Here is an 18546-nt window from a genome sequence, read left to right on the forward strand (position 1 = left end):
CTGGGGGTCATGGCTACTGCTATGCCCGCTACGGCATCCCCCAACGTCGTCGAAGATGATAAACCGACCTCGATCGATCTACCCGTCACCACCGATCTGAAGACGGTTCTACCTCCGGTGCCAGAGGATCTTATGAACTGGGCATCTGAGACACAGCATCGCCTGGAGAGCGTCAGTCAATTCTCCACCGTGAGCCTCTCTGAGGATCGCAAGTCCGCAGGAATCTACTGGTACGGAGCCGCAACCGATGCACTAGATGAAGCACTGACCGCGGCACCCGCCGAGTACGCGGTCACCGTAATCCCCACGCTGTATGAGCCAGGAGAGCTCCGCACTGCGGCGTTGGACCTGCTGAATGCGGGCGAATTCAATGGCTCTACGGTTACCGCTACATGGCCGGACTTCGACGGTAGCGGTCTCGGCGTCCAGGTCGACAGTATGTCCGCAAACCGCGGCACTGGCGCGACCGAGTACCAAGGATTCCCAGTTGAGGTCAGCGAAGGAGAAGCGGAACCTGCAATCGGTCGACAAGATGACAATCTCCATCTCGGCGGGTCCAGACTAGTTAGAGGTTTGACTGGAGGTCGCTGCTCTCTGGGGTTCTCTGTCGAGTCTACAGCTTCCACTCCCACTGATGGCGGTATGTTTGCGGCACATTGTGGGAACGTGGGTGACGCGTGGCTGCGGCCGACACCAACCTCAGGGACGTATGTCTCGATGGGAAGTACCGGAGCCGAGATCAACAACCGTGATGGAGCAATCCTTACGGGTACGTTCTTCAATCCTGCGGTCTACATCGGTAGCTACACGAGTGATGCTTACATCGGGATCACCACGGTCAACACACCAGTCAACGGCACAGAGATCTGCTACTCCGGCTCCTTCAGCGGAACAACGTGTGGGAATATCGTCAGTCAACCCATCTACAACTACAGTCTGACGGGCGTGGGCAATATCACTGGGCTGATGACGGCCAACCCTCAAGGCCTTCCTGCATTTGGGAACGGGGACAGTGGCGGGCCCGGAATTGCCGTGTTCCAGCACACCGACGGTACGCTTCGGATTTCTGCATCCACGATCATCTCGGCGATACCCAGCAACAATAAGAGCGCAAACTGCCAGGGAGTCCCCGGGTCCGGTCCGCCCAACAGCACCAACCCCGACGATCGCCAGTGCAGCCACATCGGAGTCGTAACGCGAGCGAAAGACATCGCAAGTTCCTTGGGCTATTCCATCAAAACCGTGCCGTAAGAACCCGAGACCCACAAAGAGCGAGCCGTCGCCCTCGGCCACGGCTCGCTCTTTGTGTAAACGGTCTAACTCGCAGTCGAGAACCACGGGTATACGATGTCGCGTACGACGGGCCAGAGCATCCACCAGGCGGCGCAGGAGGCGGCCCAGGGCGCCGGCCTCGGCCTATGGGGCTTGCTAGCACTGATGCCGGCGGACGTCCTTAGTTACCTGCTCGGCATCGTCAGCTCGCGTCAGGCTCGCCATGGTGCTTCAAGGCCCGCGCGCGGTTCGTCCCCAGCGACCAGCTCGACGACCGTTGACACGTGCGTGTCAACATCCCGAGTCCGGTGCTGTTGTTGGGACACCTGGTGGTGTCCCAACATGGGACAACGTGACGAGTGCCTAGCTGGCCTGGCATCCGAGGGTGAGCCGGCGCCGGCCGCCGCTCATCGTCGCACCGCCTGGCCGCACCAATCCAGCGACACTCTTGGCCTCACGGCCGACGCGCGGGCCGCGGTGGAGCGATCGCGGCGCGACGCCGCGGTCGCTGAGCACGTCTTCGCCATGGTCAAGGAGCAGGCCGTGCGGGCGCTTCTGTGCGACCGGCAGAGCGTCCGTGCGATCGTCAACGCGACGGGAGTGTCAGACGAACGGTGTATCTGGTCCTGGCCTGACCGAGATGGCCTGACGGGTTCACCTGTCCGAAGTGCGGCGCAACCGAGCGTGCATGGCGCATCGCGGGCGGCCTGTGGATGTGTCGGGCGTGCGGTCGGCAGACGAGCGTGACGGCCGGAACGATCTTCGACCGGACCCGTTCTCCGCTTCGGATGTGGTTCAACGCAGCGTGGTACATCACTTCTCAGAAGACCGGAGTCTGTGCGCAGGGGCTGCAGCGCGTGCTCGGACTGCGGTCGTATGAGACGGCGTGGGCGTGGATGCACAAGTTCCGCCGCGCCATGGTCGTGCCCGGCCGCGAGCTGCTGCACGGCATCGTCGAGCTCGACGAAACCTACGTCGGAGGAGTCAGCCGCGGGCATTCGGGACGCAGTAGCACGAAGGTCGGAGTCATGGTCGCCGCCGAGATGGTCAGCGTCCACAAGCTCGGGCGGATCCGCCTCAAGCCCAGCCCACACAAAAGCCTGCAGCTGATCAGCTTCGCTCAGCGCGTCATCGAACCTGGATCGCTGGTTCGCACCGATGGAGCCCAAGAACTGAAGCGCCTCGCAAAGGCCGGATACAAGCACGAGCGTCACGTTGAGCTCGGATCGGACGTCCCCGCTCACGTCTCCCTCTACGGCGTGCACACCGTCGCTTCACTGCTCAAACGATGGCTCGAAGGCACGCTCCATCAAGGCCTCAGCAACGACCACTTGGGTTACTACCTCGACGCGTTCACCTTCCGGTTCAACCGCCGAGCATCCCGCAGCCGAGGGCTGCTGTTCCACCGTCTCCTCGAACAAGCCGTGCGCACCGCGCCTGCACCCTTACCTATGCTCGTCGCGGCCAAGGACGAGGGCGAAGAGGTGACTTGACCTAAGCGGATACCCAATACTCCTCTTCTGAAGCCTCCGTCGGAGGCATGGTGAAGTTGCTCCACGCAGAACCCCGACGACGTCGCGTGTACGCGCAGATCCGCGATACGAACATCGCGTCGATGAACGTCGCGATCCGACTCGGCATGACGGTGCGGGGGGGGCGCTTCATCAAGCACTACCGCGGAGTGGAGATGCCGCACCTGGCGTTCGCCGTCGACCGCGGGTGAAGATGCCGTCGCAAGGCCGCGCGGTACGATCGCGACATGTTCATCCGCCGCGTCCAGGCTCTGTGCCTGGTCATCGGGCCGACGCTGTTCGCGCTCTCGCCGCTGTTCTGGGTCGACGGCCACTACGGCATCGTCGGCGGGATGCTGATAGCCGTCGCGATGGTGCCCTGGGGATTCGGCCTGCTCGGCGAGTACGACCGGCTGCATCCGCACCTGCCCGTGGTCTCGGGGCTGTGGATGCTGCTGGTGCTGATCGGCATGTTCGGAAGCATCGCGTTCGGCCTGCAGTGCTTCTTCGAGGGCGTGCTCAGAACGACCGACGGCGCCTCGCCTGCCACGTTCACCGGATACCCCGCGGCCGGTGCGCTCGTACTGCTGCTCGCCGGCCCGATGCTCCCCGCCGCCCGCGTTGCTCGGATCGACACACTCGCCGTGATCGCTGACCTGCTCATGCTCGGCACGTTCTGCGTGATCGCCTGGCGTGCATGGCACGCGGATCGTGCACCCGTCATATCGCCGAGCTGATTCAGCGGGCTCCACGCCGCCGCTGGCAGCGCGGGCAGTAGTGGCTGGAGCGGTTCATGAACGCCTCGCGCCGAAGCTCGCCGCCGCAGCGCGGACACGGCTCTCCCCCGCGACCATAGGCGTTCAGGGAGTGCGCGAAATACCCGGCCTGCCCATTGACGTTGACGTACTGAGCGTCGAAGCTCGTGCCGCCCTCGGCGAGAGCCTTCTCGAGCACGTGGCGCACCTCGCCGAGCAGCCGCCTGACGGCATGCACGGACAGCGCCGCGCCGTGCGTCTCGGGGTGGATGCGCGCCGCCCACAGCGCCTCGTCGGCGTAGATGTTGCCGATGCCGCTGATGAGCGTCTGATCGAGCAGGATCCGCTTGATCGCACTCGACCGGCGTCGCACCGCGGCGATGAAGGCGCGCTCGTCGAACGTGGGGTCGAGGGCATCCCGCGCGATGTGCGCTACCTGCGAGGGCACCAGCAGGAGATCGGCGCCGAAGCCGCCCGGAGCCGCATCAGGAGTCGTCAGCAGCGCATCGACGGCGAGCGACCCGAAGGTGCGCTGATCGGCGAAGGCGACGGCGAGTCTGCCGTGCTGCGGATGCTCGATATGGAGCCTGATGCGCTCATGGCGCTCACGGACGGCATCCGACTCGCGCAGCAGCATCTGCCCGCTCATGCCCAGATGGGCGACGAGCGCCTCGTCACCACCCGCGAGCGGCAGCCAGAGGAACTTGCCGCGACGCGCGGCCGCCCGCACCTCGCGGCCCTCCAGCCGACCGACGAAATCGGCTGCGCCGAGCGGATGCCGGGTGAGTGCGCGCTCGTCGAGCACATCGACAGCGTTGATCCGCGCACCGGTGACGGCCGGAGCGAGGCCCGCACGGACGACCTCGACCTCGGGAAGCTCGGGCACGCCGACTCAGGTCCGGTCGCTGAGCTGCCGCCACGCGGTGAGCGCGGCGGCCATCTCGGCGGTCTTCTTGCTGCTGCCCACGCCCGTGCATGCGACGTCGCCGACCCGCACGGTGGCGGTGAACACGCGGTCGTGGTCAGGACCGTCAGCCTCGATCGAGTACGCCGGCGGGGTCGCTCCCAGACGTGCGGCCAGTTCCTGAAGACTCGTCTTGGGATCCATCGCAGCGCCGTAGCGCTCGGGATCTGCCAGCAGCGGCTCGGTCAGACGCAACACGAGCTCGGTCGCGGCATCCGGCCCGGCAGACAGGAACGCAGCGCCGAAGACGGCTTCCATCGTGTCGGCGAGGATCGAGTCCTTGTCGCGTCCGCCGGTCTGCTCCTCGCCACGTCCGAGGCGAAGGTGCTGCCCGAGACCGATACCGCGAGCGACCTCGGCGAGGGCGACCGTCGAGACGACGCTCGCGCGTCGCTTGGCCAACTCGCCCTCGTCGAGGTCGGGAAGCGTCGTGAAGAGCATCACGGTCACCGCGAGTCCGAGCACCGAGTCACCCAGGAACTCCAGGCGCTCGTTGTTCGGGATGCCGCCGTGCTCATAGGCGTAGGAGCGATGCGTGAGCGCACGCTCCAACAGCTCAGGGTCGATGTCCACGCCGAGCTTCTCGGTGAGCGAAGCCTCATCCGCGAGAATCTCGGACATGGGTCATCCGATCAGACGTCGGCGACCTTGCGGCCCTTGTACTCGAGGAACAGCTCGGTGCCCTGCGAGTCGGTGACGACCTTGGCCTGGTGCGGGCGGCTGTAGACGACCTTGCCGTTCTCAACGGTCTTCACCAGAGCGGTGGGGGTCGCCTTCCACTGCGCGCGGCGCGAGCGGGTGTTCGAACGGGAGACCTTGCGCTTCGGGGGGTTACCGGCCATGACTAGCTCTCTTCTTTCTCGGCGGCACGGCGCTCTGCCGTGTCGTCCTGGTCTGTGATCTGTCGGAGCGCACTCCACCGTGGATCGATGGGAGCATCGCTCTCTGCACCGGTGCTCTCGGTCAGCTTCTCGCCCGTCTCAGGGTCGAGCCCCAGGCAATCCGGCTGACACACCGGCTGAAATGGAAGCGACAATACGATCGCGTCCCTGACCAGAGTTTCAAGATCCACGTGGTCGTCTTGAACCTCGAAGTCAGTTTCTTCCTCTCCAGGATACGCGAAAAGCTCCTGGAACTCGACTTCGACAGGCGCAGTGATGTCGGTGAGGCAACGACCGCACACCCCGGTGTAGGTCGTGTCCACGGTTCCGGAGACCAGAATGCCCTCGTGGACCGACTCCAGACGGACGTCGATGTCGAGGGTCTCGCCGGCTTCGACCGTGACGATCCCCTCGCCCCATTTGTTGGCAAGGGTCACGTCGATTCGATGCTCGCGCATCTCCCCCGGCTTGCGGACGATGTCGCGGACGGGCAGGAAGAACGGGCCGTTCACTCGGGATTTCACCCCGCCATGCTACCTGTCCTGCGTGGCGCCGGGGCCACGCGCCGTCAGAGACCGCGTGCGCCGGTGTCGAGGAACGATGCCACCACGGGCGGCACGAACGGCGACACATCGCCGCCGAGCGCCGCAACCTGTCGCACCAGAGAACTCGACACCATCGCGTGCGCGGGGTCGGGCAGAAGGAAGACCGTCTCGATCTCAGCGAGATGCCGGTTCACGATCGCCATCGGCGATTCATAGGCCACGTCGACCTGCGAGCGGATGCCCTTGACCAGCACCCCGGCATCGACGTCGCGGGCGTAGTCGACGAGAAGACCCATGCTCCACGATCCGACGATGATGTGCCCCTCGAGGCCGGCTTCGCCGATCGACTGCTCGAGCAGGTTCATGCGCTGTGCGATCGGCAGCATCGCCTCTTTGCCGGGGTTGTGGACGACGAGCACATGCAGTTCGTCGTAGAGCTTCGCCGCGCGCGCGATCACATCGAGATGACCGAGCGTGGGCGGGTCGAACGACCCCGGGACGACGGCGATCCGGTTATTCACTTCGACTCACTCCGTTCGCTCAGCACAAGCACTTCGACTCACTCCGTTCGCTCAGCACAAGCACTTCGACTCACTCCGTTCGCTCAGCACAAGCACTTCGACTCGCTGGCTCGAACAGCACAAGCACACTCAAAGCCTAGTGGTCAGTTCTTGCCGAGCGCTGCGCGGTCGGCCTCACTCACCCGTCGCTCGATCGCGCCACGCAATCCCGGGTGCGACGTGAGTGCCGGATCGCTTTCGAGGATGCCTGCGGCCAGATCACGGGCGTGCGCGATGAGCCCGGCATCCTTCACGACCCGCAGCAGCCGCAGCGACGATTTCACGCCTGCCTGTGCTGCGCCCAGCACATCGCCCTCGCCACGCAGGTCGAGATCGACCTCGGCGAGCTCGAACCCGTCGGTGGTCGCGGCGACCGCCTCGACACGCTCCCGCGCCAGCGAGCCCGCCTCGGCCTCGGTGACCAGCAGGCACAGTCCCGCGTGCTCGCCACGGCCCACACGCCCGCGCAGCTGATGCAGCTGTGAGACTCCGAACCGGTCGGCATCCATGATCACCATCATCGACGCGTTCGGCACGTCGACCCCGACCTCGATCACCGTCGTGGCCACCAGCAGGTCGATCTCGCCACGCGCGAAGGCCTGCATGACGGCATCCTTCTGCTCCGAGGGCATCTTGCCGTGCAGCACCGCACGATGCACAGCGGACAGTGTCGGGTGCGTCCCGAGCTTCTCGTCGAGTTGCACCACACCCCAGCTGGGACCCCGTCCCTCGGCATCCGCCGGGGGCGCCTCGCTGTCGGACTCGACGGTGTTCTTCGTCGTGTCGATCGCCGCGCAGACGACGAACACCTGACGCCCGTCGGCGATCTCCTCAGCCGCGCGCTGCCATACCCGGCCGAACCATTCGGGCTTCTCGGCGAGCGGTGCGACGAAGGTCTGGATACCCGCACGGCCGGCGGGCATCGAGCGGATCACCGAGGTGTCGAGATCGCCGAACACCGTCATCGCGACCGTGCGCGGGATCGGGGTCGCGGTGAGCACGACCGCATGCGGGGCGGTACCCTTCGCGCGCAGCGTCTCGCGCTGCTCGACGCCGAAGCGGTGCTGCTCGTCGACGACGACGAGCGCGAGGTCGGCGAACGTCGTCTTGTCGGAGAGCAGCGCGTGAGTGCCGATCACGATCAGCGACTGGCCGGATGCCACGCGCAAGGCGGCCCTGCGACGCTCAGCCGCTGACATCTGGCCCGTCAGCAGCGTCGGGAAGAGCTGGGCCGACATGTCGGGCCCCAGCATGCGGGTGATCGAGCGCAGATGCTGCGCCGCCAGCACCTCGGTGGGCGCGATCAGCGCGGACTGGCCACCCGACTCGGCGACCTGCAGCATGGCCCGCAGCGCGACCATGGTCTTGCCCGAGCCGACTTCACCCTGTATGAGTCTGTTCATCGGCCGGTCGGCGATCAGGTCGTCGGCGATCTCGGCGCCGACGCGCTGCTGATCGGCGGTGAGCGTGAACGGCAGCGTCGCGTCGAAGCGCTCGAGCAGCCCTCCCGGCGATGAGCGACGCGGTGTGGCCGTGAGCGCGCGCACCTGCTCGCGCTGCTGCAGCAGCGCGGTCTGCAGGGTGAGCGCCTCGTGGGCGCGCAGCGTGCGGACGGCAGGTCCGATCTCATCGCGGCGCTGAGGGCGGTGGATGCTGTCGATCGCCTGCCGGGCGGTGAGCAGCCCCTCGTGACGACGCAGCTCGTCCGGCAGCGGATCGGGCACATCGCCGAGTGCGTCCAGCACGGGGATGATGAGTTTCGCGAACTGCCAGCTCTGCACGGCCGACGTCGCCGGGTAGATCGGGATCGGCACGTCCTTGAGCGCGTCGGCCTGCTTCCACGCCGCCTCGGTGTCGTCGAAGAGCTCGTAATCGGGATGCGCGAACTGCAGCGTGTCACGGAACATGCTGACCTTGCCCGAGAAGATTCCCCGGCGACCGACGGCCAGCTGACTCGCGCGCCACTCGGCTTGCCCGACGTTCTTGGCGAAGAAGGTCAGCGACATGCACCCCACGCCATCGCTGATGACGACCTCGGTCATCGCACCCCTGCGATTCTTCATCTGGCGCGGCTTCGATGACACCACCTCGGCGACGATCGTGACCGTCTCGCCGATGGGGAGCTCACGAATCGGGGTCAGTTCGCCGCGATCGGCGTACCGGCGCGGGTAGTGGCCCACCATCTCGCCGACCGTCGTCATGCCGAACGCCTTCTCGAGCGAGCGCGCGGCCGTGTCCCCGAGGGCGTCGGTGAGCGGCGTGTCGAGCGCGAATGCCATGTCCATGAGTCTAAAGAGAGCCACGGACGTGCGCGTTCGCGGAGGCACGCGAGCCGTGTCGTATCGTGAACGGATGACCAGGATCATCGCCGGGGGCGCCAGGGGCGCCCGCCTCGACGTGCCGGACTCGGGCACCCGTCCGACCAGCGACCGGGTGCGGGAGTCGCTGTTCGGCGCTCTCGAGTCGATGGACGTCATCGACGGTGCACGGGTGCTCGATCTCTACGCCGGCAGCGGAGCCCTGGGCTTGGAGGCATGGAGCCGCGGCGCCGACTCGGTGGACCTGGTCGAGCTGTCACGACCTGCGGCGACCGTCGTCGGCCGCAACGCCGGGATCGTCGCGAAGGCCATGCGCGCACCGCTGGCAGCGAAGGTGCACCAGAGCACCGTGCGGGCGTACCTGTCACGGGCTCACGGTCCGTTCGACCTGGTCTTCACCGACCCGCCGTACGATCTCGACGATGTGGCGATGAACACCGATCTGGTCGGGCTCGCTCCGCTGCTGAGCGATGATGCCATCGTCGTGATCGAACGCGGCAAGCGGGCGGACCCGCCGGAACTGGCAGGGGCCGGCCTGGAGCTGCTGCGCAGCAAGACCTACGGCGATACCACCCTCTGGTGGGCGACGCCGGCGCACGACTCCACCGACTGACGCTAGAGCGCGCCGTCCCAGTCGCGATAGGGGTCCCAGCCGGCGTGCGCGATCGCGGCACCGTCGACCAGCACGCCGTCGACGCCGCGCTCGGTGACCACGCCGATGCGATGAAAGCCATCGGGCAGCCTGCCCGCGGGAAACGTCGCCAGCAGCCCGTGGTCCTCTCCCCCGCCGACCGCCCGCGCGCGATCCGCCCCGGAGGCCAGCGCATCGACGGCCGCGCCCGACAGCGAGAGCGTCACGCCCGAGGCATCCGCCATCCTCGCCGCGTCCAGCGCGAGGCCGTCGGAGACGTCCATCATGGCCGTCGCACCGGCATCCGACGCGACCGCGCCGAGCCGCACCGGCGGCGCGGGCCGCAACTGTGCATCGAGCGCGCGACGCTCGTCGGTGTCGAGTGCTGTGCGATCGACGGGCACCGGCGTCTCGCCGTCACGGAAGCGATCGAACAGCAGCGCGAGCCCCGCGGCCGCAGCGCCCAACTCGCCGGCCAGCGCGACCTCATCCCCCGGCCGCGCTCCGGCACGCGTCACCGGAGCCCTGCCCTCGAGGTCGCCCAGCGCCGTCACCGCGATCACCAGCAGGTCCGACACGGTCAGATCTCCGCCGACCACCGTGCACCCGGGTGCCAGCGCCGCGCACGCCTCCCGGAAGCCGTCGGCCATCCGCTCGACGAACGACAGCCGCGTCTGCCTGGGCACCGCCAGCGACACCAGCAGACCGGTCGGCATCGCCCCCATCGCCGCGATATCGGCGAGGTTCACGGCCGCGGCCTTCCACCCGAGGTCGTAGCCACCCGACCAGGCCGTGCGGAAGTCCGGCCCTTCGACGAGGGTGTCCGCCGTTGCGACGACCGACTTCGACGGCGCCGCGATCACCGCGGCATCGTCGCCCGGACCCAGCAGCGTGTGCTCCCCGGGCGCGGTGCGCGCGAGGATCGCGCGCAGCACCGTCCCCTCCGAGATGTCGCCGATGCGCGGGTCGTCGTCCGAAGCGGATGCCATGCCGACAACGGTAGCCTGGAATCATGCTCCGTCGTCTCGCCCTGGCCGCTGGCGCCCTCTCGCTTCTCGCGCTCACCGGGTGCTCGGCCACCGTCGCTCTGGAGCCCGCGCAAGACGCGAACAACCCGCTGTGTGCCGAGGTCACCGTGCGGCTGCCCGACGCCGTCGCCGGGCAGGACCGCCGTTGGACCGATGCGCAGGCCACCGGCGCCTACGGCGACCCTGCCAGCGTGTTCGTGTCGTGCGGCGTCACCGTACCCGGCCCCACCAGTGAGCTGCAGTGCATCACCCTCGAGGGCATTGACTGGCTCGTCGATGAATCGCAGGCGCCGTTGATGCGGATGACGACCTACGGTCGCGACCCCGCGGTGCAGGTGTTCGTCGACACCGAGGTCGTCAGCGCCAACGATGCGCTCGCGAACGCCGGCATCGTCTCGGGCATCAGGATGATCCCCGCCACGAGTGCGTGCACGACACCGGACGAGCTGCCGGAGTAGCCCCTGCCCGGGCGTCGCGTCAGCGCCGCAGGCCGGCCTCGATCAGCTCGGTGATCAGCTCGCCGTAGTTGAGCCCCGAGGCGATCCAGCACTTCGGGAACATCGAGATCGGCGTGAAGCCGGGCATGGTGTTCAGCTCGTTGACGACGAGTCCGCCCTCGGGCGTCACGAAGAAGTCCACCCGGGCCAGTCCCTTGCCGTCGACCGCCTCGAAGGCACGAACGGCGGTCTGCTGCAGCTCGGCGATCAGCCCGTCGTCGACCTCTGCGGGGCAGACGATCTCGACACCGTCACCGCCGAGGTACTTGCCCTCGAAGTCGTAGAAGCTGCGCGAGGTCAGCACGACCTCGCCGGGCAGTGACGCCCGAGCGCGCGCACCCTCACGACCCGCGAGCACCCCGACCTCGATCTCGCGACCCGCGACCTTCGACTCGATGAGAACCTTCGGACTCTCGGCGAAGGCGATCCGGAGCGCCTCATCCAGCCCCTCGCCGGCGTCGACGCGGGAGACCCCCACGCTCGAGCCCGCGTCAGACGGCTTGACGAACACGACCTCGCCCAGCTCGGCGACGGCGGTGCGAATCCGTTCGGGGTCGACCTCCCAGTCGTGCTGGCGCACGGTGATGCCCGGCGCCACCGAGATCCCCGCAGCCGAGAGTGCGAGTTTGGTGAAGTGCTTGTCGAGGCATACCGCCGAGTCGAGGATCCCCCCGCCCGCGTACGGCACATCGATCACATCGAAGAACCCCTGGATGGCGCCGTCCTCGCCGTGCAGTCCGTGCAGCAGCGGGAGCACCACATCGATCTCGCCGAGATCGATCGTCGAGCCGTCCGGGGCCGCGACGCGCAGCATCCGATCTCCTCCGGGCTCGGGCCAGCGCACCCGCGTGCCGTTGTCGACGACCTCGGGAAGGTGGGTGGCCTCGAGCGGGAACTTCTCGGGACGGTCCTCCTCGAGGACGAAAGCCCCCTCCCGCGTGATCCCCACCGGGATCACCGAGTAGCGATCGCGATCAATCGCGCCCAGCACCCCGCCCGCCGTTGCGGAACTGATCGAATGCTCGCTGGAACGCCCGCCGAAGAGCACCACCACCGTCTGCTTGTCCATGATTGGTCCTCTCCTCCTGGGGAGTGTCATCGTCTGTGGTGAGGTGCGGGGCGATGTCGCGGGGATCGAGGCGCCCGTCGAGCACCATCTTCACCTGTTCCACGATGGGCATGTGGACCTCTGACTCCCGGGCGAGCTGCAGCACGGGTGCGACGGAGGCGAGTCCCTCCGCCGTCTGCTCCATCTGCTTGATGACGTCCTGGAAGCTGTATCCCTGCCCGAGCAGCCGGCCCGCGGTGTTGTTGCGGCTGAGCGGTGACTGGCAGGTGGCGATCAGATCGCCGAGGCCGGCCAGACCCTGCAGTGTCTCGGGCTTCGCGCCGTTCGCGACGGCGAAGTCCGTCATCTCGACCAGCCCGCGGGTGATGATCGAGGCCTTGGTGTTCTCGCCGTAGCCCACGCCGTCGACGATCCCGATCGCGACGGCGATGAGGTTCTTCAGCACGCCGCCGAACTCGGTGCCGATCACATCGGTGTTCACGAAGGACCGGAAGTACCTGTTGCGGGCGGTGCGCGCGACGGCGTCCGCGGTGTCCTGGCTGCTCGACGCGATCACCGCAGCGGTCGGCTGCTCGCGAGCGATCTCGAGCGCGAGGTTCGGGCCGGATGCCACGGCGATGCGATCAGGATCGCAATTCAGCTCCTGCTCGATCACCTGGCTCATCCGCAGCCCGGACGAGCGCTCGACCCCCTTCATCAGACTGACGATCGGTGCATCGCTCTCGGCGAGCAGCGGTCGCAGCGCCTTGAGGTTCTCACGCAGCGACTGGCTGGGCACCGACAGATAGATCTGGTCGGCCCCGCCGAGCGCACCGGCGAGGTCGTGCGTGGCCATCATCGTGCGCGGCAGATTGATGCCGGGCAGGTAGTTGGAGTTGCGTTTGGCCTCGGAGATCTCGAGCGCCAGTTCGGGTCGGCGGGCCCACATCGTCACCTGCGCTCCGCCGTCGGCGAGGATCTTGCCGAACGTGGTGCCCCAGCTGCCGGCGCCGATGATGGTCGCCCGCGTGGTGGCTTCGGGTGTGCGTCTACGGTTCAAGGCGCCCCGTCTCGTTCTGACCGTGCTGTGCCGGATTCCAGCGCTCCGCGGGAGCCTGCTCGCCCCGCAGCTCCTCGAGCAGTGCGGTGATCGCGGCCATCAGCCGGTCGGTCGCCTCGATGAGCACGCCCGGCTCGCCGGCGCGCCCCTTGAGGTCGGACAGATCGACCGGGTCGCCGAACAGCACGCGCACCGGCTTGCGCGGCGGCCACAGGCTCAGGCCCTTCTGATAGCGGCCCATGATCTGCTGGGTGCCCCAGTGCGCCACCGGGATCAGCGGGATGTCACCCGACAGCGCCAGACGAACCGCGCCCGACTTGCCGCGCATCGGCCACAGGTGGGGGTCACGGGTGAGCGTGCCCTCGGGGTAGACGATCACGCCGCGCCCGGTCTCGACGAGCTCTCGCGACTGCGCCATGGTCTGCTTGGCCGCCGAGGTGGACGAAGTGCGCGCAACGGGGATCATGCCCGTCTTCTTCAGCACCCAGCCGACGACCGGGACACGGAACAGACTCTCCTTCGCCATGAAGCGCGGCAGCCGGCCAGTGCGGAACACCGCCAGCGCGACGATCAGCGGGTCGAATTCCGAGTAGTGGTTCGGGGCGAGCACGAAGGCCCCCTGCCGGGGAAGCTTCTCGTCGTGGATCGCAGTGATCTTCGCGATCGCCGACAGGATCGGCACGACGATGGCCGCGAGCGGCCAGAACATGCTGGGCCGGCTGCGTTCGGATGCTGCCATCAGATCACCGGACGACGTCGAAGTCGGCGCCGAGCGCCCGCAGCTTGTCGAGGAACTTCTCGTAGCCCCGGCTGAGGATGTCGACGCCCGAGACCTGAGACTCGCCCTCGGCGGTGAGCGCAGCGATCACGTGGCTGTATCCACCGCGCAGATCGGGCACGACGATATCGGCGCCGCGCAGCGGCGTGGGCCCGGTGACGACGGCGGCCTGCTCGAGCTCGCGACGCGGCACACGACGCGGCCCGTTCTGCAGTCCGTGCGGATGCACGACGATATCGGCACCCATCTTCACCAGCGCCTGGGTGAAGCCGAAGCGGTTCTCGTACACCGTCTCGTGCACGATGGAGCGCCCCTCGGCCTGCGTCAGCGCCACGATCAGCGGCTGCTGCCAATCGGTCATGAAGCCGGGGTGCACGTCGGTCTCGACGACGACGGGCTTGAGCGCGCCGCCGCGGCGGAAGAGGATGCCGTCCTCCTGCACGTCGAACCATCCGCCGGCCTTGCGGAACACGTTCAGGAAGGTCAGCATCTCCTGCTGCTTCGCGCCGCCGACGAAGATCTCGCCGTCAGTCGCCAGTGCGGCGGATGCCCAGGAAGCGGCCTCGTTGCGATCGAAGATGCAGCGGTGGTCGTACCCGCGCAGCTCGTCGACACCCTCGATCACGATCACGCGGTTGGGCTCGTACGAGATGATGGCGCCCATCTTCTGCAGCACGGCGATGAGATCCATGATCTCGGGCTCGATCGCGGCGTTACGCAGCTCGGTCGTCCCCTCGGCGCGAACGGCCGTGAGCAGCACCTGCTCGGTGGCGCCGACGCTGGGGTACGGCAGGTGGATGCTCGCGCCCTTGAGACCGTGGGGTGCCGACAGACGGATGCCGCTGGGCTGCTTCTCGACGACGGCGCCGAACTTGCGCAGCGCGTCGAGGTGGAAGTCGATGGGACGGTCTCCGATGCGGCATCCGCCGAGGTCCGGGATGAACGCCTGTCCGAGACGGTGCAGCAGCGGCCCGCAGAACAGGATCGGGATGCGGGAGGCTCCGGCGTGCGCGTCGATCTCCTCGTAGTGCGCCGACTCGACCGCACTGGGGTCGAACACGAGCGAACCGGGCTCGTCGCCCTCAGTCACCGCGACGCCATGCACCTCGAGCAGCGAGCGCACAACGGCGACGTCGCTGAGATCCGGCACATCGCGCAGCGTGCTGGCGGATTCACCGAGCAGCGTGGCGACCATCGCCTTGGTGGCGAGGTTCTTCGCGCCCTTCACGTCGACCCGACCGCGCAGCGGCCGGCCTCCTCGGATCGCGAGCACGGATGCGGTGGGAACCGGAGCCAGCTCAACTGCGGCGTCGCGCGCGGATGTCGTCATTCGGGCCTCTTCTTCTCGGACAGACGCGGCGGTCGCCGCGAACTGTGTTGATCACGGCGGATGCCGTAGGGGCTTGTGGCCCCCGGCCCACCCGCTGCCGCCCTATCGGACGGGAAGCGTACGTGGCCGCCACGACTCGCGGCGGGCCTCGAACTGCGCGATCTTGTCTTCGTTGCGCAGTGTGAGCCCGATGTCATCGAGCCCCTCGAGGAGCCGCCATCTAGTGTAATCGTCGATCCCGATCTCAGCCTGGAAGACGGGCTCCGCGCCGGCCGGGGCTCCGGGGACCGTCACGGTGCGGGCCTCGAGGTCGACCGTGATCTCACGGCCGGGCTGCTCGTCGATCAGCGCCCAGATGCGTTCGATGTCGGACTCATCCACGGTCGCGGCGAGCAGGCCCTGCTTACCGGAGTTGCCGCGGAAGATGTCGGCGAAGCGCGGGCTCAGAACCACCTTGAAGCCGAAGTCGCGCAGCGCCCACACGGCGTGCTCACGACTCGAGCCGGTGCCGAAGTCGGGTCCGGCGACGAGCACGGAGGCGCCCTGGAACGGCTTCTGATTCAACACGAAGCCCTCATCCTGACGCCAGGCGTGGAACAGCGCGTCATCGAAGCCGGTCTTGGTTACCCGCTTGAGGAACACGGCGGGGATGATCTGGTCGGTGTCGACGTTGGAGCGCTTGAGCGGGGCGGCGATCCCGGTGTGCGTGGTGAACTTCTCCATCAGTTGCTCCCCTCCAGGTCGGCCGGACTCGACAGTGTGCCGCGCACCGCGGTCGCCGCGGCGACGAGCGGCGAGACCAGGTGGGTGCGCCCGCCCTTGCCCTGCCGGCCTTCGAAGTTGCGGTTGGATGTCGATGCGCAGCGCTCGCCCGGTGCGAGCTGGTCGGGGTTCATGCCGAGGCACATCGAGCATCCGGCGAATCGCCATTCCGCACCGAACGCCTCGACGATCTTGTCGATGCCCTCGGCCTCGGCCTCGAGGCGGACGCGTGCCGAGCCGGGCACGACCATGACGCGCACACCGTCGGCCTTCTTCTTCCCCTCGATGATCGAGGCGAACGCGCGCAGGTCCTCGATACGACTGTTCGTGCACGAACCCATGAACACGGCGTCGACCTTGACCTCCTTGAGGGGAGTGCCCGGCGTGAGGTCCATGTACTCGAGCGCCCGCTCGGCGGCCGCTCGGGCATTGGCATCCGCGATCTCGGCGGGGTCCGGCACGGATGCGGACAGCGAGCTGCCCTGGCCGGGGTTGGTGCCCCAGGTGACGAACGGCTCGAGCTCGTTCGCGTCGATGAACAACTCGGCGTCGAAGACGGCGCCCTCGTCCGTCGGCAGGGTCCGCCAGTACGCGACCGCGTCGTCCCAGTCCTGACCCTGCGGAGCGTGCGGCTTGTCCTTGACGTACGCGAAGGTCGTCTCGTCGGGGGCGACCATGCCGGCACGCGCGCCCGCCTCGATCGACATGTTGCAGATCGTCATGCGCCCCTCCATCGAGAGGGAGCGGATGGCGCTGCCGCGATACTCGAGCACGTAGCCCTGTCCGCCGCCGGTGCCGATCTTCGCGATCACCGCGAGGATGATGTCCTTGGCGGTCACGCCGGGACGCAGCTCGCCGTCGACGTTGATCGCCATGGTCTTGAACGGCTTCAGCGGCAGCGTCTGCGTGGCCATCACGTGCTCGACCTCGCTGGTGCCGATGCCGAATGCCATCGCGCCGAACGCCCCGTGCGTGGAGGTGTGCGAGTCGCCGCACACGACGGTGATGCCGGGCATCGTCAGTCCCAGCTGCGGGCCGACGACGTGCACGATGCCCTGCTCGGCATCACCCAGTGAGTGCAGTCGCACGCCGAACTCCTCGGCGTTTCGGCGCAGCGTCTCGATCTGCGTGCGACTGGTCAGATCAGCGATCGGCTTGTCGATGTTCAGCGTGGGGGTGTTGTGGTCCTCAGTGGCGATCGTCAGATCGAGTCGCCGCAGCGGACGCCGCTCGGCACGCAGCCCGTCGAAGGCCTGCGGGCTGGTCACCTCGTGCACCAGGTGCAGATCGATGTAGATCAGGTCCGGCTCGCCGTTCTCGCCCTGGACGACGAGATGGTCGTCCCAGACCTTCTCGGCGAGAGTACGCGGCTTGGTACTGCTGGTCATGCGGTGTATTCCTTCTGGCTCATGAATCGGCCCGCGCTGGACGCCGCGACGAGGAAGGCCTGGATCAGATCCCGTCGCGGCTGCTAAGAAGAAGAACCACCCGCCGCATGCCGGTCAGTTTACACGGCGGCGACGGGTGGTTCTCACCGTATGACCGCGCGTGAGCGCGGATGCGTCTTTTCGTCAGTGCGTGGGCGGTCCGGGGTGAAGCCGGGTCTGCGCCTGGCGCTTCTCCTTCGACGACGCGATCAGGCTCGCGACGGTGGCGACGAGCATCGAGACGACGATGACCGAGAGCGACAGCCAGATCGGGATATCAGGCGCCCACTCGATGTGCTCGCCGCCGTTGATGAACGGCAGTTCGTTGACGTGCATCGCGTGCAGCACGAGCTTGACTCCGATGAAGCCGAGGATCACGGCGATGCCGTAGTGCAGGTAGCGCAGACGATCGAGCAGATCGCCGAGCAGGAAGTACAGCTGACGCAGACCCATGAGCGCGAAGATGTTCGCGGTGAAGACCAGGAAGCTGTCCTGGGTGATGCTGAAGATCGCGGGGATCGAGTCGATCGCGAACATCAGATCGGTGAAGCCGATGGCCACGAAGACGATGATCATCGGCGTCCAGATCTTCTTGCCGTCGACGACCGTGCGCAGCTTCGCGTCGTCGTACTCGTCGCTGATGTCGATGCGACGGCGCAGCAGACGGACGATGAAGTTCTCGCGCTTCACCTCGCCCTCGTGATCGCCTTCGGGCATGGCCTGCCGGATCGCCGTCCAGATGAGGAAGGCACCGAAGATGTAGAAGATCGGCGAGAAGTTCTCGATGATCGCGACGCCGGCGACGATGAAGAGGCCGCGCAGCACGATGGCGATGAGGATGCCCACCATCAGCACCTGCTGCTGCAATCGGCGCGGTACTGCGAACTGCGCCATGATCAGCACGAAGACGAACAGGTTGTCGATGGAGAGGCTGTACTCCAGCGCCCAGCCGGTGAGGAACTCGCCGGCGAACTGACCCCCGGCGAAGGCCCAGAGCAGTCCGGCGAAGACGAGCGCGAGGGTGACGTAGAACAGCACCCACAGGCTGGATTCCTTGGTGGAGGGAATGTGCGGGCGGAGGCGGACGAGCAGCAGATCGCCGATGAGGATGAGAACGAGCACGACAAGCGAGCCGATCTCGAACCAGAGAGGGATGTTCAAGGGCGCACAGCACCTTTC

General features: G+C 67.2%; 20 protein-coding genes and 1 pseudogene. 7 read left to right on the forward strand and 14 right to left on the reverse strand.

What is annotated here, in order from left to right; genetic code table 11:
* Positions 1 to 9 precede the first annotated feature (9 nt).
* The 5 genes and pseudogenes from WDU99_RS05000 to WDU99_RS05015 all read left to right on the forward strand — a co-directional run bounded on the left by WDU99_RS05000 (position 10) and on the right by WDU99_RS05015 (position 3520).
* Positions 10 to 1251: a chymotrypsin family serine protease gene (locus WDU99_RS05000; protein ID WP_337331338.1), complete on the forward strand. Its 1242-nt coding sequence runs from the start codon at positions 10 to 12 to the stop codon at positions 1249 to 1251.
* Positions 1252 to 1922: 671 nt separating this feature from the next.
* Positions 1923 to 1997, forward strand: a pseudogene (locus tag WDU99_RS17260) (transposase); the annotation flags it as partial.
* Positions 1986 to 2765 (forward strand): IS1595 family transposase, encoded by a 780-nt coding sequence (locus WDU99_RS05005; RefSeq protein WP_337331339.1) that lies wholly within the window; start codon positions 1986 to 1988, stop codon positions 2763 to 2765. The pseudogene WDU99_RS17260 and the gene WDU99_RS05005, both read left to right, overlap by 12 nt.
* Before the next feature lie 50 nt (positions 2766 to 2815).
* The gene (locus WDU99_RS05010) at positions 2816 to 2995 is read left to right on the forward strand and encodes a GNAT family N-acetyltransferase (protein ID WP_337331340.1); all 180 of its coding nucleotides are present in this window, start codon (positions 2816 to 2818) and stop codon (positions 2993 to 2995) included.
* A 36-nt stretch (positions 2996 to 3031) separates the two neighbouring features.
* Positions 3032 to 3520, forward strand: coding sequence for a hypothetical protein (locus WDU99_RS05015; protein WP_337331341.1), 489 nt, complete (start codon positions 3032 to 3034; stop codon positions 3518 to 3520).
* Position 3521: 1 nt separating this feature from the next.
* Here the strand turns inward: WDU99_RS05015 and mutM are convergent, their stop codons facing one another.
* From mutM to WDU99_RS05045, 6 genes are all read right to left on the reverse strand, one after another.
* The gene (gene mutM / locus WDU99_RS05020) at positions 3522 to 4424 is read right to left on the reverse strand and encodes a bifunctional DNA-formamidopyrimidine glycosylase/DNA-(apurinic or apyrimidinic site) lyase (protein WP_337331342.1); all 903 of its coding nucleotides are present in this window, start codon (positions 4422 to 4424) and stop codon (positions 3522 to 3524) included.
* Positions 4425 to 4430: 6 nt separating this feature from the next.
* Entirely contained in the window at positions 4431 to 5123 is a 693-nt protein-coding gene (gene rnc, locus WDU99_RS05025; protein WP_337331343.1) for a ribonuclease III, read from the reverse strand.
* A gap of 11 nt (positions 5124 to 5134) precedes the next feature.
* Complete coding sequence (rpmF, locus tag WDU99_RS05030) at positions 5135 to 5344, reverse strand: 50S ribosomal protein L32 (protein ID WP_179411002.1); 210 nt, start codon at positions 5342 to 5344, stop codon at positions 5135 to 5137.
* A 2-nt stretch (positions 5345 to 5346) separates the two neighbouring features.
* On the reverse strand, positions 5347 to 5895 hold the full coding sequence (locus tag WDU99_RS05035; protein ID WP_337331431.1) for a YceD family protein: 549 nt from the start codon (positions 5893 to 5895) through the stop codon (positions 5347 to 5349).
* A 56-nt stretch (positions 5896 to 5951) separates the two neighbouring features.
* Positions 5952 to 6449, reverse strand: coding sequence for a pantetheine-phosphate adenylyltransferase (gene coaD / locus WDU99_RS05040; protein ID WP_337331344.1), 498 nt, complete (start codon positions 6447 to 6449; stop codon positions 5952 to 5954).
* 143 nt (positions 6450 to 6592) lie between these two features.
* Positions 6593 to 8767 (reverse strand): ATP-dependent DNA helicase RecG, encoded by a 2175-nt coding sequence (locus tag WDU99_RS05045; RefSeq protein ID WP_337331345.1) that lies wholly within the window; start codon positions 8765 to 8767, stop codon positions 6593 to 6595.
* Positions 8768 to 8840: 73 nt separating this feature from the next.
* Between WDU99_RS05045 and rsmD the strand changes: the two genes are divergently transcribed.
* On the forward strand, positions 8841 to 9419 hold the full coding sequence (rsmD, locus tag WDU99_RS05050) for a 16S rRNA (guanine(966)-N(2))-methyltransferase RsmD (protein WP_337331346.1): 579 nt from the start codon (positions 8841 to 8843) through the stop codon (positions 9417 to 9419).
* A gap of 2 nt (positions 9420 to 9421) precedes the next feature.
* On the opposite strand, the gene thiL is transcribed toward rsmD, so the two are convergent.
* Positions 9422 to 10426 (reverse strand): thiamine-phosphate kinase, encoded by a 1005-nt coding sequence (thiL, locus tag WDU99_RS05055; RefSeq protein ID WP_337331347.1) that lies wholly within the window; start codon positions 10424 to 10426, stop codon positions 9422 to 9424.
* Positions 10427 to 10449: 23 nt separating this feature from the next.
* Here thiL and WDU99_RS05060 point away from each other — a divergent pair, with 23 nt between their 5' ends.
* On the forward strand, positions 10450 to 10923 hold the full coding sequence (locus WDU99_RS05060) for a DUF3515 family protein (RefSeq protein WP_337331348.1): 474 nt from the start codon (positions 10450 to 10452) through the stop codon (positions 10921 to 10923).
* Between the two features lie 19 nt (positions 10924 to 10942).
* Here the strand turns inward: WDU99_RS05060 and WDU99_RS05065 are convergent, their stop codons facing one another.
* The 7 genes from WDU99_RS05065 to WDU99_RS05095 all read right to left on the reverse strand — a co-directional run bounded on the left by WDU99_RS05065 (position 10943) and on the right by WDU99_RS05095 (position 18528).
* Positions 10943 to 12031, reverse strand: a complete 1089-nt coding sequence (locus tag WDU99_RS05065) for a D-alanine--D-alanine ligase family protein (RefSeq protein WP_337331349.1) — start codon at positions 12029 to 12031, stop codon at positions 10943 to 10945.
* Entirely contained in the window at positions 11937 to 13070 is a 1134-nt protein-coding gene (locus WDU99_RS05070) for an NAD(P)H-dependent glycerol-3-phosphate dehydrogenase (RefSeq protein ID WP_337331350.1), read from the reverse strand. The genes WDU99_RS05065 and WDU99_RS05070 overlap by 95 nt, the downstream gene beginning before the upstream one ends.
* Entirely contained in the window at positions 13060 to 13809 is a 750-nt protein-coding gene (locus WDU99_RS05075; RefSeq protein ID WP_337331351.1) for a lysophospholipid acyltransferase family protein, read from the reverse strand. The genes WDU99_RS05070 and WDU99_RS05075 overlap by 11 nt, the downstream gene beginning before the upstream one ends.
* A 4-nt stretch (positions 13810 to 13813) precedes the next feature.
* A complete protein-coding gene (gene murA, locus WDU99_RS05080; protein WP_337331352.1) occupies positions 13814 to 15178 on the reverse strand; it encodes a UDP-N-acetylglucosamine 1-carboxyvinyltransferase in 1365 nt (454 codons plus the stop codon).
* 102 nt (positions 15179 to 15280) lie between these two features.
* On the reverse strand, positions 15281 to 15901 hold the full coding sequence (gene leuD / locus WDU99_RS05085; protein WP_337331353.1) for a 3-isopropylmalate dehydratase small subunit: 621 nt from the start codon (positions 15899 to 15901) through the stop codon (positions 15281 to 15283).
* Positions 15901 to 17328 (reverse strand): 3-isopropylmalate dehydratase large subunit, encoded by a 1428-nt coding sequence (leuC, locus tag WDU99_RS05090; RefSeq protein ID WP_337331354.1) that lies wholly within the window; start codon positions 17326 to 17328, stop codon positions 15901 to 15903. Before leuC ends, leuD begins: the two co-directional genes overlap by 1 nt.
* 183 nt (positions 17329 to 17511) lie before the next feature.
* The gene (locus WDU99_RS05095; protein WP_337331355.1) at positions 17512 to 18528 is read right to left on the reverse strand and encodes a TerC family protein; all 1017 of its coding nucleotides are present in this window, start codon (positions 18526 to 18528) and stop codon (positions 17512 to 17514) included.
* Positions 18529 to 18546 lie beyond the last annotated feature (18 nt).

Source organism: Microbacterium bandirmense, assembly GCF_037204185.1.
GTDB lineage: Bacteria > Actinomycetota > Actinomycetes > Actinomycetales > Microbacteriaceae > Microbacterium > Microbacterium bandirmense.

Bases quoted from the DNA above. Each gene is read 5' to 3' on its own strand.
- rnc (WP_337331343.1), bottom strand. From the start codon at position 5,123: ATGTCCGAGATTCTCGCGGATGAGGCTTCGCTCACCGAGAAGCTCGGC.
- WDU99_RS05015 (WP_337331341.1), top strand. From the start codon at position 3,032: ATGTTCATCCGCCGCGTCCAGGCTCTGTGCCTGGTCATCGGGCCGACG.
- WDU99_RS05075 (WP_337331351.1), bottom strand. From the start codon at position 13,809: ATGGCAGCATCCGAACGCAGCCGGCCCAGCATGTTCTGGCCGCTCGCG.
- rpmF (WP_179411002.1), bottom strand. From the start codon at position 5,344: ATGGCCGGTAACCCCCCGAAGCGCAAGGTCTCCCGTTCGAACACCCGC.
- WDU99_RS05005 (WP_337331339.1), top strand. From the start codon at position 1,986: ATGTGTCGGGCGTGCGGTCGGCAGACGAGCGTGACGGCCGGAACGATC.
- WDU99_RS05065 (WP_337331349.1), bottom strand. From the start codon at position 12,031: ATGGACAAGCAGACGGTGGTGGTGCTCTTCGGCGGGCGTTCCAGCGAG.
- WDU99_RS05000 (WP_337331338.1), top strand. From the start codon at position 10: ATGGCTACTGCTATGCCCGCTACGGCATCCCCCAACGTCGTCGAAGAT.
- leuC (WP_337331354.1), bottom strand. From the start codon at position 17,328: ATGACCAGCAGTACCAAGCCGCGTACTCTCGCCGAGAAGGTCTGGGAC.
- WDU99_RS05060 (WP_337331348.1), top strand. From the start codon at position 10,450: ATGCTCCGTCGTCTCGCCCTGGCCGCTGGCGCCCTCTCGCTTCTCGCG.
- thiL (WP_337331347.1), bottom strand. From the start codon at position 10,426: ATGGCATCCGCTTCGGACGACGACCCGCGCATCGGCGACATCTCGGAG.
- murA (WP_337331352.1), bottom strand. From the start codon at position 15,178: ATGACGACATCCGCGCGCGACGCCGCAGTTGAGCTGGCTCCGGTTCCC.
- WDU99_RS05045 (WP_337331345.1), bottom strand. From the start codon at position 8,767: ATGGCATTCGCGCTCGACACGCCGCTCACCGACGCCCTCGGGGACACG.
- rsmD (WP_337331346.1), top strand. From the start codon at position 8,841: ATGACCAGGATCATCGCCGGGGGCGCCAGGGGCGCCCGCCTCGACGTG.
- leuD (WP_337331353.1), bottom strand. From the start codon at position 15,901: ATGGAGAAGTTCACCACGCACACCGGGATCGCCGCCCCGCTCAAGCGC.